This window comes from Ruegeria sp. CH5, from assembly GCF_056537025.1.
The window spans coordinates 106,644-119,561 of record NZ_JBQFQT010000006.1; the positions used below are offsets into that span (position 1 = coordinate 106,644).

The window sequence follows — 12,918 nt, forward strand, 5'->3', positions numbered from 1 at the left end:
GTCGTTTCATAAACGTCCGTCCACCGCACAGGCGGTACCGGAAAGGGGCCTTAGCTCAGTTGGGAGAGCGCTTGCATGGCATGCAAGAGGTCAGGGGTTCGACTCCCCTAGGCTCCACCAAATCCCCTCCCATTGCATCCAGTCCGCCACTCGGGCTACACCTGCGCCGATCCGATGCCCGTGGTTCTTTCCAGTATGTCCACGCCCTGCTGTTTCCAGAAGTGCAGAAGGTCGATGAAGATCCAGTTCTCGGCCAGCTTGTCGCCTGCGCGGCGATAGATGTCGATCACCCGAAACTCACCGGGCGTTTGGGTCGCCGGCATACCCATGAACCCTCCGGTCGGAACAGCCGTGAAGTTCGGCCAGCCGAAAAACCCGCCGTAGTGACCTTCGGCCAGCCGGCAGACATGTTTGGTCTTTGACCGCTCGGCGAATGCCGCGCGGAAGGGACCGGCGTGTTGCTTGCCATACCGTTCAATAGTGTAGGTGGCGCCAATTCCCTCGGGCCCCCACCAGATCATGTCGTCATGCCAGGTGCGGCTCAGCTCTTCGCTCAGGGTCAGGCCACTTTTCCACTGGCCCAGGTCAGAAATCATGGCGTTGATCAGCGCCAGAGTCTGCTCCCCTTCTTCGGCGGGTTGATCCGTGCCAAGGATACCGTCGTGTGTCTGGGGCCCGGGCTGTACAAGATGGGCTGCGGTTTGGGGCGGAAACGGGTTCTGACCAGCCTGCACCATCAGATGCGGGATATCGAAATACATCGCGGTCTCAACGATCTTGCCGTCTTGCACCTTGTTGAACTCGCAATAGCGCAGGAATGCCATTTTGCCTGTCGGTCGAATGCCCAACCAGGAGTGGTCGAACAGACCCATCAGATGGCCCATGGAAACCACCCAGACCTCGCGCTCGTCGGTCAGCGAGTTGCACCCCGCGAAGAATATGTCCTGACGCCGCTGCATGCGTTTGAGGCTGGTTCGCAGCGGGCCCCAGAAGTTTTCCGCTACGTCGTGGACCCCCGAAATCTGACCGAACGGATGAAAGCCGCGCCACAGCAGATTCGGCGCACAGAATCGCCCCATGACATCTGACAGTTTGTCGTTGGTGGCCAACTGCAGGTCCTCATAGAACGCCTTCACCAGATCTTTCTCTTTTTGAAAGCTCATCTGTTTTTCATTGTTTTGCAGCATCTTGCGCCTGTTATTGCCTGGGGGTGAATCACTGATTTCCGGCATATTTGCATACGTATGCAAAAATGTCTTGCCAGAATTGGTAAGCCAAGAATACCCTTTTGCAAACGTATGCAAAACGATTCCTTCCCGGGGGGCTTCATGGCGGAAATTCAACTGCGCAATGTCGGCAAGCGATGGGGATCGTTTGTTGGGGTTCACAACTTCGATCTGACGATTGCCGATCGCGAGTTTCTGGTTCTGCTTGGCCCGTCCGGCTGCGGCAAGACCACGACAATGCGCATGATCGCGGGGCTTGAGGACGTGACCGAGGGCGACATCCTGATCGACGGCAAGGTGGTCAACGATCTTGAACCCAAGGACCGCGACGTGGCGATGGTGTTCCAGAGCTATGCCCTCTACCCCAACATGAACGTCTATGAAAACATCCGCTTCCCGCTGAAGGTCCGCGGGATCGATCCCGCGACCCATGACGAGAAGGTGCGCCGCGCCAGCGCCATGGTCGAGCTGGACGATTTTCTCCATCGCAAGCCGGCTGAACTGTCGGGCGGTCAGCGTCAGCGTGTCGCTCTGGCCCGCGCGATCGTGCGCGAACCGAACGTGTTCCTGATGGACGAGCCGCTGTCCAACCTCGACGCCAAGCTGCGTGTATCCACCCGCGCGCAGATCAAGAATCTCAGCCACGAACTGGCCGTCACCACGATCTATGTCACCCATGACCAGATCGAGGCCATGACGCTTGCCGACCGTGTCGTGGTGATGAAAAAGGGCATCGTGCAACAGGTCGGCAGCCCGACCGAGATCTACGACCGCCCGGCCAACACTTTCGTCGCCAGCTTCATCGGCTCGCCCGCCATGAACCTGATGGATGGTCAGGTTGAGGGCGGCGTATTCCGGACCAAGGGTGTCGAAATCCCGGGACTGGATGTTGCTGATGGCCCGCTGACCTTGGGGTTCCGCGCCGAGGATGCGACACTGGCCGAAGGTCAGGGCCAGATCACTGCACCGATCTACACGCTCGAGCTGCTGGGCGACGCGACCATGATATCGGTCCGGGTCGGCGGTGCACTGGTCTCGGTCAAAGCCGACAAAGCATTCCGCGCCGAAATAGGCGAGATGGTCTCGTTCTCGGTGCCGAAAGAAATCTGTCACCTGTTCGAAGCAGAGAGCGGTGCGCGGATCGGGGGCTGACCCCAACCAAAGCCCGGAAGGGCCAACCAACGGTCCGGACGTCGACGACGGACCGATCCTGACAGGGAGAAACGCATGAAACTCAAGACAATTCTGATGGCAGGCGCCATGACCATGGTGACCAGCACTGCATGGGCGGCGTGTTCGTTCGAGAACACCGTTCCGCTCAAATCACTGTCCGCCGGGTTCGAAGCCTGGAAGGCCGTCACCGACGCGATGGCCGAGTGCGGCAATTTCGGCGCATCGCTGGACCAGGAGTTCCGCGAGAAGCAGCCCGAAGCCTTCGCGGCGGATCCGGCTCTGTACCAGATCGGCGGCGTGTCGAACGCAACGCTGGTGCCGTTGCTGAACGCAGGCACCATTCGTCCGCTGGATGATCTGGTCGCGAAATATGGCCAGGACCTGCTGCCGAACCAGCTGATCAAGGTGGACGGCCAAACCATGGCGATCGCCATGATGGTGAACGCCCAGCACCTGATGTACCGCAGCGACGTTCTGGCCGACCTGGGGATCGAAGAGCCCAAGACTTATGACGATGTTCTGGCCGCTGCAGCCAAGATCAAAGAGGCCGGCGTCATGGATTACCCCATCGGCGGCACCTTCAAGACCGGCTGGAACCTGGGTCAGGAATTCGTGAACATGTACCTGGGCGAAGGCGGTGAGTTCTTTGCTGACGGCAACATGCCTGCGATCAACAACGATCAGGGCGTGAAGGCTCTGGAGACGCTCAAGGCCATGACCGAATACATGGACCCCGAGTATCTGGTGTCGGATTCGACATACGTTCAGCAGCAGTTCCAACAGGGCAAGATCGCCATGGCCAACCTGTGGGCCAGCCGCGCGGCCGCAATGAACGATGAGGCCGAAAGCCAGGTCGTCGGCAAGGTCGTCATGGCGGCCGCTCCGATGGGCTCGGCCGCTCCGGCAACCACGATCTGGTGGGACGGCATCGTTCTTGCCTCGAACATGAGCGACGAGGAAGCCGATGCCGCATTCCGCGTGGCGCTGGAAGGCATGGACGCAGAAATGGTCGAGGCCAACAACAACGCCGCCGTCTGGCTGAACCCTGCCTACAAGCCCGGTGATCTGGCCGCAGGTGCAGCCGCTTCGGCAGAAGCCGGCGCCAAAGCCTATCCCGCATCTGGCCCGATGGGGATCATGCACACCGCGCTTGGCAATGGCCTGGCCGATTACCTGACTGGCGCCAAGGACGCACAGACCACGCTGGCAGACATCGAGGCGGACTATCTGACTGCCGCGAAAGAGGCCGGACTGGTCAACAACTGATCCTGCCGCGGGAGGGCCTTGACCCTCCCGCACCCAATCAAACGAGAACCATGAGAAAGGCAGAGCCATGAATTTCCGGACATTTGCCGCCTTTGTCGGCCCCTCTGTCTTTATGATGCTTCTCTTTATCGCTTTCCCGCTGGTCAGCGTGTTCAAGCAGAGTTTCTACGTCACCCAGCCCATCTATGAGACGGTCGAGGTCGAGACCTGCACGCCGGGCTTCCTGACCCAGACCTGCGTGACCGAGGAAAAGTCCATTCCGAGGCTGAACGAAGAGGGCGAGATCATCACGCAGACCCAGTTTGTCGGGCTAGAAAGCTATCGCAACGTGCTGGAGCCTGAACGCGCCTGGCGCGCGATCAGCCAAGGCAGCTGGAGCGTGCTGTCCACGATCAATTTCTGGAAGGCGCTGCGCTTTACGTTGACCTTTACCTTGATCACTCTGCCCTTGGTGATCGGTACCGGGCTGCTGATCGCCATCGTGATCAACAATGCTGCATCGGCAATACGTGGTCCGGTGATCTTTGTGTCGCTCCTGCCCTTCATCATCACGCCGGTCATCGGGGCCCTTTCGATCAACTGGCTGTTTCGCGGCGACGGTATCCTCACGGCCCTGCTGGAATGGTGGCTGAACCGCGACATCGCGCTGTTCGCGCAGGCCTGGACGATCGAGTTGCTGATGATGCTGTACCGCGTCTGGCACGTCGCACCCTTTGCCGCGATCGTGTTTTACGCCGGTCTTCAGACCGTGAACCAGGACAGCCTTGAAAGCGCGGTGATCGACGGCGCGAGCCGCTGGCAGCGCCTGAAATACATCGTCATCCCGCATCTGATGCCGCTGATTATCTTCGTGTCGATGATCCATCTGATGGACTCCTACCGGGTGTTCGAAGAAATCGTCGGCTTCTCAAGCCAGGGCTACGTCATCTCGCTGCAATGGCTGACCTATGACTTCCTCGTGCCGGATCAGGCGGGCAACCGTTCGATCAGTCGGGCTTCGGCCAGCGCCATGCTGACCATGGTCGGCATCGTCATCCTTCTCATCGCACCGCTGCGCCGGACATGGCGCGACCACAAAGGAGGTCACTGATATGTCCTCGCGCGCCCTTCGCCAACCGCTCGGCCTGCGCCTGTCGTCGAACCTGTTTCTGGCGTTCTGGTGCCTCGTGGCGGCCTTCCCGATCTTCTGGATCGCGGTGATGAGCTTCAAATCACCCGTTGACGCATTCGACAGCAACGCGCTGAACGTGATCTTCGGTCCAGCGACTCTTGCGACCGGGGAAGGCCTTTCCATCCTCGACATCATCCTCGGCATCGTCACCATCTGGGTCGCGGTGATTGCGACGACCAAGACACTGCCCTCGATGGTCAGAACCTACACCAAGCCGGGTCAGGCCTGGTTCGGCTGGATCATCGGTGGTTTGGCTTTGGTGCTGGGTTTTCTGTTGGTGTTTTTCGTGATCCTGCCGGCCGTTCTGAACGTGCTGAACCCGCTGTTCGGCCCGCTGGGGCGGGACGTGGTTGGTCTGACGACCGAACACTACAAGACCGTCTGGATCGACCGCGGCTTTTCCAACAACTTCAAGAACTCGCTGATCGTTACCGCAGGCGTCGTGACCGTGTCGCTGACCGTGGGCACGCTGGCGGGTTATGGGCTGGCGCGGTCGGGCTCGACCCTGGCGTTCTGGATCCTGATTGTCGCGTTGGTGTTTCGCGCGCTGCCACACTCGGTTCTGGTGGCGGGCTACCTGCCGGTCTTCATCAACTCGGCCGAATGGCTGCGCCCGATCCTGGGGGAAAACGCGCCCACGCTGTACGGCAAGCCCTTTGCCGTGATCGCGGTTCTGGTGGCGATCAACCAGCCCTTTACCATCTGGATGCTGCGGTCGTTCTTCCAAAACATCCCGGCCGAGCTGGACGAAGCCGCGCGCGTGGATGGCTGCAACCACTTCCAGGCCTTCCGTCGGGTGATCATGCCCGTGATGTGGCCGGGCGTCATCACCACCGGTCTGTTCAGCTTCCTGCTGGCCTACAACGACTTTCTGGTGACCTCGCTGCTGCTGGACGCGCAGAACCAGACCATGGTTCCGGCCATCGCCGGCATGTTCAACCGCGAAACCACCACCACCGACCAGGTCGTCGCCGTGGCCGCCGCCGTGTCGATCACCGCGCCGCTGTTCTTCCTGGTCATGATCTTCCAGCGCCAGATCGTCAGCGGCCTGACCGCCGGCGCGGTCAAAGGCTGATGAGCCGCCGGTTCCGCCATAACGCCCTGACGCGCCATCCGGCGCTGAACAGGTTGCCCAGGGATTTTCCCGGATTTGGGGGCATGTCCCCCCGATCCCCAATCCCTGACAACCTGACAAGGACAAGACGATGAAAGGTTCCCGACCTGAACAAGCGGTTCTGACCCGCGACACTGACCTGACCAAGACCGAAGACACGCGCCGCGTGATCGAATCCATGGTCGACGGCCTGAATGACCACCGCATCAACGACATCGGCGAGTTCTTCGCCGAAGGATTCCGCTGGATGGGCAACCAGGGCTGCGGCACGAAGAACGGTCTGCAAGAGTTTCAGGACAACTGGCAGCGCCCCTTCCAGGCCGCGTTTTCCGACAAGGTCTGCATCGACGAGGCGCGGCTTTACATGGGTGAATGGGCCGCGGCCTTCGGCCGGCAGGAGGCGACCCATTCGGGCGAATTCCTGGGCATCCCGCCCACCGGCAAGCGGGTCGAGATCCGCTACATGGATTTCTGGAAAGTGGTCGACGGCAAGATCGTCGACAACTGGGTGAACGTTGATTTCGCCCATGTCGCCGCGCAGCTGGGCGTCGACCTGTTCCAGGGCCACGGCTGGGAAGCATATGACCGGGGAGAGAAAACTCCGCCCCGCCCCGACAACTGAGGATCAAGACAATGGCAATCGAGTATCTCAAACGCGGCAAGTCCGACGCAGACCGGGCCGAGGATGACGCCAAGACCCGCGCCGTGGTCGAGGCGACCCTGAAGGATATCGAAACCCGTGGCGACGCCGCGGTGCGCGAGCTGAGCGAGAAGTTCGACAACTATTCGCCCGCCTCGTTCCGCCTGTCGCAACAGGAGATCGACGACCTGATCGCTCAGCTATCAGACCGCGAACTGGCCGACATCAAGTTCGCGCAGGAGCAGGTGATGAACTTTGCCCGCGCGCAGCGCGCCTCGATGACCGATATCGAGGTCGAGACCCTGCCGGGTGTGATTCTTGGCCACAAGAACATCCCCGTGCAGTCGGTGGGCTGCTATGTGCCCGGCGGCAAGTTCCCGATGGTGGCCTCGGCCCACATGTCCGTGGCCACGGCCAGCGTTGCGGGTGTGCCGCGCATCATCGCCTGCACCCCTCCGTTCCAGGGCAAGCCGAATCCGGCGGTGATCGCCGCCATGCATCTGGGCGGCGCGCATGAGATCTATGTCATGGGTGGCATCCAAGCCATCGGCGCCATGGCTCTGGGGACCGAAACGATCGACCCGGTGCACATGCTGGTCGGCCCCGGCAATGCCTTCGTGGCCGAGGCCAAGCGCCAGCTGTTCGGCCGCGTCGGCATCGACCTGTTCGCCGGCCCGACCGAGACCATGGTGATCGCCGACGAAACCGTCGACGCCGAGATCTGCGCCACCGACCTGCTGGGGCAGGCCGAACACGGCTACAACTCGCCCGCGGTTCTGGTCACCAATTCGCGCAAGCTGGCCGAAGAGACCCTGTCCGAGATCGACCGCCTTCTGGGCATCCTGCCGACGGCCGACACCGCGCGGATCAGCTGGCAGGATTATGGCGAGGTGATCCTGTGCGACAGCTATGACGAGATGCTGCAGGTCGCCGACGAGATCGCCTCGGAGCATGTTCAGGTCATGACCGATCGCGATGACTGGTTCCTGGACAACATGACCTGCTATGGCGCACTGTTCTTGGGGCCGCGCACCAACGTATCGAACGGTGACAAGGTGATCGGCACCAACCACACGCTGCCCACCAAGAAGGCCGGGCGTTATACCGGCGGTTTGTGGGTCGGCAAATTCCTGAAGACCCACAGCTATCAGAAGATCCTGACCGACGAGGCGGCAACCCTGATCGGCGAGTACGGCTCGCGCCTGTGTCTGCTTGAAGGATTCGTGGGCCATGCCGAACAATGCAACGTGCGGGTGCGCCGCTATGGCGGTATCAACGTGCCCTATGGCGCACCGGCCCCATACCGGGATGCCGCCGAATGAGTGACAGGCATACGCAGCACAAAGCGCTGATCGCGCCGCTTCGGGCGGCGATGTATGATTTCGACGAATCCGCCGTGCGGGACGCACTGGCCCAGGTGACCGCGCCCGACGCCCTGTTCCGCCTGTGCCATCCCTTCGGTGACAGCACCGGCAGCGAGGCGTTCTACGATCTGGCCTACAAGGGCCTGCTGGATGCCTGGCCGGACCTAGAACGGCGCGACTATATCGTAATGGCCGGACCGGACGAGTTCGGCGCCGACTGGGTCGGCTGCGGCGGCTACTACACCGGCACCTTCACCGGTCCGTGGCTGGATATCCCGCCGACCGGTCATCAGGTCACCATGCGGTTTCACGAGTTCTACCGGTTTGAAAACGGCCGGATCGTCGAGATGCAGGCCCTGTGGGACATCCCCGAGGTGATGATGCAGGCCCGTGCCTGGCCGATGGCGCCCAGCCTGGGCCGCGAATGGCATGTGCCGGGCCCGGCCACGCAGGACGGTCTGGTGCCGGGGCCCTATGACGCCGACAAGGGCCGCGCCACCTGCCAGCACATCGTCGACATGCTGGAACATCTGAAAAAGCACCCTTCGCAGGGCGGGCCCGAGGTGATGGAGATGGAGCGGTTCTGGCATCCGCGCATGAACTGGTACGGGCCATCGGGCATCGGCACCGGGCGCGGCTATGCCGGGTTCCGCAACTGGCACCAGATCCCGTTCCTGAACGGGATGCCGGATCGCGGGCAATATGTCGACGACATCACCTATCATTTCTTCGGCGATGGCGACTATGCGGCAGTGACCGGCTGGCCCAACATGATCCAGACCGTCACCCATGACGGGTGGATGGGCATCGCGCCTTCGGGCAAGCGGATCACCATGCGCAGCCTCGATTTCTGGCGGCTGGAGAACGGGCGGATCCGCGAAAACTGGGTTCTGGTCGATCTTCTGGACGCCTATGCGCAGCTTGGCGTTGACGTCTTTGCCCGCCTGCGGGAATTCAACAAGGCCCGTAACCTGGGCCGCATTGAAACCCCGGATGGAATGAGCTGATGACCCAACTGCCCCGCACCCCTTCGTTCTCGCTGAGCGGCAAGACCGCATTGGTCACCGGCGCGTCTTCGGGCATCGGATTGGGATGCGCTGTTGCCTTGGCCGAGGCCGGGGCGCATGTGGTCTGCGCCGCGCGCGGGGCCGAGCGGCTGAACGAAGCGGTTTCCGCCCTGCAAGCGCAGGGTTGGTCGGCCGAGGGGCGGGTGCTGGATCAGGGCGACCTGACCGCGTTGCAGGCGCTGTTCGACGGGCGGGCCTTTGACGTGGTGGTGAACTCGGCCGGGACCGCGCGGCACGGGCCGGCGGTCGAAACCACGCCCGAGGATTTCAACGCTGTCATGAACGTCAACCTCCGCTCGGCCTATTTCCTGTCGGCCTATGCGGCCAAGGCGCTGATGGCAACCGGGCGGCCCGGTTCGATCATCCACATTTCCAGCCAGATGGGCCATGTCGGCGGCATCGACAGGGCGCTGTATTGTGCGACCAAGCACGGGCTGGAAGGCATGGTCAAGGCGATGGCGATCGAATGGGGCAAGCAGGGCGTGCGCATCAACACGGTCTGCCCGACCTTCATCCGAACCCCGCTGACGCAATCGACCTTCGACAACCCCGAACGCGCCGCCTGGATCATGGACAAGATCAAGCTGAACCGCGTGGGCGAGGTCGAGGATATCATGGGCGCGGTTCTCTATCTTGCCTCCGACGCCTCGGGCCTGGTCACCGGCACGTCGATGCTGATCGACGGCGGATGGACGGCGGACTGATGGCGGACAAGGTCACATCGCTTCAGGTCGCGCAACTGGCCGGCGTCAGCCAGTCGGCGGTCAGCCGGGTGTTCACGCCCGGCGCCTCGGTCAGCAAGAAGACCGAGGAAAAGGTGCGCAAGGCGGCGGCCGAACTGGGCTATCGTCCCAACGTGCTGGCGCGGGCGATGGTGTCGGGCAAAAGCCGGATCATCGGCCTGGTGGTCGGCTACCTGGACAACTACTTCTATCCCGAAGCGTTGGAGAAACTGTCCAACCGCCTGCAGGAGCATGGCTATCACGTGCTGATCTTCATGGCCTCGCGCTCGGCGGGGAACATCGACGACGTGATGGAGGAAATCCTCGACTATCAGGTGGACGGGGTCATTCTGGCCTCGGTGCCGATGTCGTCGGATATCGCCACCCGCTGCCAGCAGGCGGGCGTTCCGGTGGTGCTGTTCAACCGCAGCCAGGATCTTGAGGGCATTACCACAGTAACCTCGGACAACTATGCCGGCGGCCGCAAGGTGGCCGAGTTTCTGCTGGCGGGCGGTCACCAACGCATCGCCTACATCGCGGGCTGGCAGGGTGCCTCGACCCAGCGCGACCGCGAAGCTGGTTTCCTTGCCGCACTGCGCGACGCCGGCAGCGATCTGTTTGCACATGGGATCGGCGAGTTTCACACCGAAAATGCCCGTGCGGCGGCCCGAACCATGTTCGACGTGGCACCGGAGCGCCGACCTGACGCGGTTTTCGTCGCCAACGATCATATGGCTTTGGCGGTCATGGATGTTCTGCGCTTTGAGCTGGGCCTGCGCATCCCCGAAGACGTCTCGGTTGTGGGGTACGACGATGTGCCCCCCGCCGGATGGCCCGCATACAATCTGACGACGATCCGGCAGCGGGCGAACCTCATGGTCGCGGAAACGGTTGCCGCGCTGCTGGATCACATCGAAGAGCCCAGTACTTCTGAACCCCGCAAGGTGGCAATTGACGGACCGCTGATCGTACGAACCTCGGCCCGGTTGCCCAAGGGATGGAACCCGAAAAGGACGAACACATGAAGGGATTTGACCCCAAATTCCGGGATTTTCCCGACTATATCATCGGCATCACCAAGGAAATCTGGGAAGATCGCGGGATCGCCACGCTGCATGAATATTACAGCGATGACATCGTTGTCCGTTCACCGGGTTCGGTCGTGCTGGGCAATCAAAACGTCATCGGCGCGACGATGGCGACCCTGGCCGAGTTTCCCGACCGGCAGCTTCTGGGCGAAGACGTGATCTGGTCGGGCACGCCCGAAGAGGGGATGCTGAGTTCCCACCGCATCATCTCGACCGCCACGCACCTTGCCGAAGGTGTCTATGGCAAACCAACCGGAACCAAGCTGCGGTACCGGATTCTGGCCGATTGCCATGCGATCGACAATCAGATCAACGATGAATGGCTGATCCGCGATCAGGGGGCCATCGTGCGCCAGATGGGCTGGGACCCCAAGGAATACGCGGCCGACCTGATCGCTCGCGAGGGCGGGCCGGAAAACTGCGTGAAACCACTGACGCCCGAGATCGACCAACCCGGCCCTTACAAGGGTCGAGGCAACGACAATGAATGGGGCCAGCGCTATGCCGATATTCTGACCCGGATCATGAACGCCGACATGGGCGCGATCGGGGCTGAATATGACCGTGCGGTTCAGTCGGAATATGTCGGCGGGGTCACCGGACACGGTTGGGACTCGGTCGACCGGTTCTGGATGGGATTGCGAGCCAGCTTCCCCAATGCCGAGTTCCGCGTCGAACACGAGATCGGCCGCGACGATCCCAATATGCCACCCCGTGCCGCTCTGCGTTGGAGCCTGTGGGGCAAGCATGACGGATGGGGGGTGTTCGGAGCCCCCACCGGAGCGCAGGTCTATGTTCTGGGGATCAGCCATGCCGAATTCGGTGAACTGATCAGCGGCCAGCCCAAGCTGCGCCGCGAATACACCCTGTTTGATGAAACCTCGGTCTGGAAGCAGATCCTTCTGCAAGGCGCAGAGGTCTGAATGCTCGCTCCGGTCGAATATCGTGTTCTGGCCTGTGGCCTGCGCGAGACCGGTGCAAGCCGGCGCTTTCACCTATTCCGGCAAAGCCTTCGAGCGCGCCGCCTGAATTTGCGGCCTCCGGGAACGTGATCGAGCACCCGCCGACCATTCCCTCAAACGCAAAATCCGGAACCAGAACCATGACACAATCAACCATCGCATCACGCATCGTCCGTTATGGCGAGCTCAAGCCGTGCAAGACGGCCTTCATTGATGCCCACACGCCGGGCAGCGATCAGAAAGAGAACTTTACCATCATCGGCGGCGGTGTTTCAGAATCGCCGGATCAGCATGTGCACATAACCGACAAGATCGGCTTCAATATCGGGGCCGCCGGCCAGCCGCCCAAATGCCGCAACTCGCTGCACAGCCATACGACGGCCGAGGTCTTTTTTGTCGCCAAGGGCCGCTGGCGATTTTTCTGGGGTCGCTATGGCACGGCGGGCGAGTTCATTGCCGAGGAAGGTGACATCTTCAACATTCCCACCGGCATTTTCCGCGGGTTCGAGAATGTGGGCGACGACTACGGGATGATCATGTCCATTCTGGGCGGTGACGATGCCGGCGGCGGCGTCACCTGGGCACCTCAGGTCATTGAGGACGCCAGGGCGCACGGATTGATGCTGGGTGACAACGGCGTGCTCTACGACAGCAAGAAGGGCCAGGACCTCCCGCACAACGTTCGGCCTATGCCCTTGCTGACCGAGGAGCAGCTGAAATCCTATCCCGAAGTGCCGGTCGAAGCCGTGATAGGCAAATACGTGGCCCGCTACTGGGATCTGATGGCGCTGGCGGCCGACAAACCCGCCAAGGTGATCGGTGAAAACGGTCTGATCAAGGACAAGCCCGGCTTTAAGGTCGACTTCCTGACCCGTGGCTCAGGTGTTCAAGACCCTACCAAATCGGTCAAGCCCGTCGTGCTGATGCCGGCAAGCGGCCATTGGCGGGTCACTGTCGAGGATGTCGAAACCACGATTTCGGGCGGGGATACTGTGCTGGTGCTGCCCAGCGAAGCCTATACCATCACTCCATCCATGACCGGAACGGCCGGGTTGTACCGCATCACCACGACCGACGATCCTGCTGGCGCAACCTGGACCGGCGACTGATCAAGAAAGGACCCCG

Annotated in this window: 12 protein-coding genes and 1 tRNA gene; 12 read left to right on the forward strand and 1 reads right to left on the reverse strand. The window is 61.7% G+C overall.

Annotation, left to right across the window (positions count from 1 at the left end):
- The first annotated feature begins 44 nt into the window (after positions 1-44).
- Positions 45-120, forward strand: a tRNA-Ala gene (locus ACR0JC_RS17485).
- A gap of 35 nt (positions 121-155) precedes the next feature.
- On the opposite strand, the gene ACR0JC_RS17490 is transcribed toward ACR0JC_RS17485, so the two are convergent.
- Positions 156-1,163: an ester cyclase gene (locus ACR0JC_RS17490; protein ID WP_170343351.1), complete on the reverse strand. Its 1,008-nt coding sequence runs from the start codon at positions 1,161-1,163 to the stop codon at positions 156-158.
- 165 nt (positions 1,164-1,328) lie between these two features.
- On the opposite strand from ACR0JC_RS17490, the gene ACR0JC_RS17495 reads away from it, so the two are divergent.
- From ACR0JC_RS17495 to ACR0JC_RS17545, 11 genes are all read left to right on the forward strand, one after another.
- The gene (locus ACR0JC_RS17495; protein ID WP_170343350.1) at positions 1,329-2,378 is read left to right on the forward strand and encodes an ABC transporter ATP-binding protein; all 1,050 of its coding nucleotides are present in this window, start codon (positions 1,329-1,331) and stop codon (positions 2,376-2,378) included.
- Between the two features lie 75 nt (positions 2,379-2,453).
- Complete coding sequence (locus tag ACR0JC_RS17500) at positions 2,454-3,665, forward strand: ABC transporter substrate-binding protein (RefSeq protein WP_170342797.1); 1,212 nt, start codon at positions 2,454-2,456, stop codon at positions 3,663-3,665.
- Between the two features lie 112 nt (positions 3,666-3,777).
- The gene (locus ACR0JC_RS17505; RefSeq protein WP_254430825.1) at positions 3,778-4,755 is read left to right on the forward strand and encodes a carbohydrate ABC transporter permease; all 978 of its coding nucleotides are present in this window, start codon (positions 3,778-3,780) and stop codon (positions 4,753-4,755) included.
- Position 4,756: 1 nt separating this feature from the next.
- Entirely contained in the window at positions 4,757-5,911 is a 1,155-nt protein-coding gene (locus tag ACR0JC_RS17510) for a carbohydrate ABC transporter permease (RefSeq protein WP_093965119.1), read from the forward strand.
- Between the two features lie 130 nt (positions 5,912-6,041).
- Positions 6,042-6,572, forward strand: a complete 531-nt coding sequence (locus tag ACR0JC_RS17515) for an ester cyclase (RefSeq protein WP_170343348.1) — start codon at positions 6,042-6,044, stop codon at positions 6,570-6,572.
- Between the two features lie 11 nt (positions 6,573-6,583).
- Positions 6,584-7,912, forward strand: coding sequence for a histidinol dehydrogenase (hisD, locus tag ACR0JC_RS17520; protein ID WP_170343347.1), 1,329 nt, complete (start codon positions 6,584-6,586; stop codon positions 7,910-7,912).
- Positions 7,909-8,961 (forward strand): ester cyclase, encoded by a 1,053-nt coding sequence (locus ACR0JC_RS17525; protein ID WP_170343346.1) that lies wholly within the window; start codon positions 7,909-7,911, stop codon positions 8,959-8,961. The genes hisD and ACR0JC_RS17525 overlap by 4 nt, the downstream gene beginning before the upstream one ends.
- Complete coding sequence (locus ACR0JC_RS17530) at positions 8,961-9,725, forward strand: SDR family NAD(P)-dependent oxidoreductase (protein ID WP_170343345.1); 765 nt, start codon at positions 8,961-8,963, stop codon at positions 9,723-9,725. Before ACR0JC_RS17525 ends, ACR0JC_RS17530 begins: the two co-directional genes overlap by 1 nt.
- Positions 9,725-10,768 carry a LacI family DNA-binding transcriptional regulator gene (locus ACR0JC_RS17535; RefSeq protein ID WP_170343449.1) on the forward strand — a complete coding sequence of 348 codons (1,044 nt, stop codon included), beginning with the start codon at positions 9,725-9,727 and terminating at the stop codon, positions 10,766-10,768. The genes ACR0JC_RS17530 and ACR0JC_RS17535 overlap by 1 nt, the downstream gene beginning before the upstream one ends.
- Complete coding sequence (locus ACR0JC_RS17540) at positions 10,765-11,754, forward strand: nuclear transport factor 2 family protein (RefSeq protein ID WP_170343344.1); 990 nt, start codon at positions 10,765-10,767, stop codon at positions 11,752-11,754. The genes ACR0JC_RS17535 and ACR0JC_RS17540 overlap by 4 nt, the downstream gene beginning before the upstream one ends.
- A gap of 179 nt (positions 11,755-11,933) precedes the next feature.
- Positions 11,934-12,902: a cupin domain-containing protein gene (locus tag ACR0JC_RS17545; RefSeq protein WP_170343343.1), complete on the forward strand. Its 969-nt coding sequence runs from the start codon at positions 11,934-11,936 to the stop codon at positions 12,900-12,902.
- The last annotated feature ends 16 nt before the right edge of the window (positions 12,903-12,918 follow it).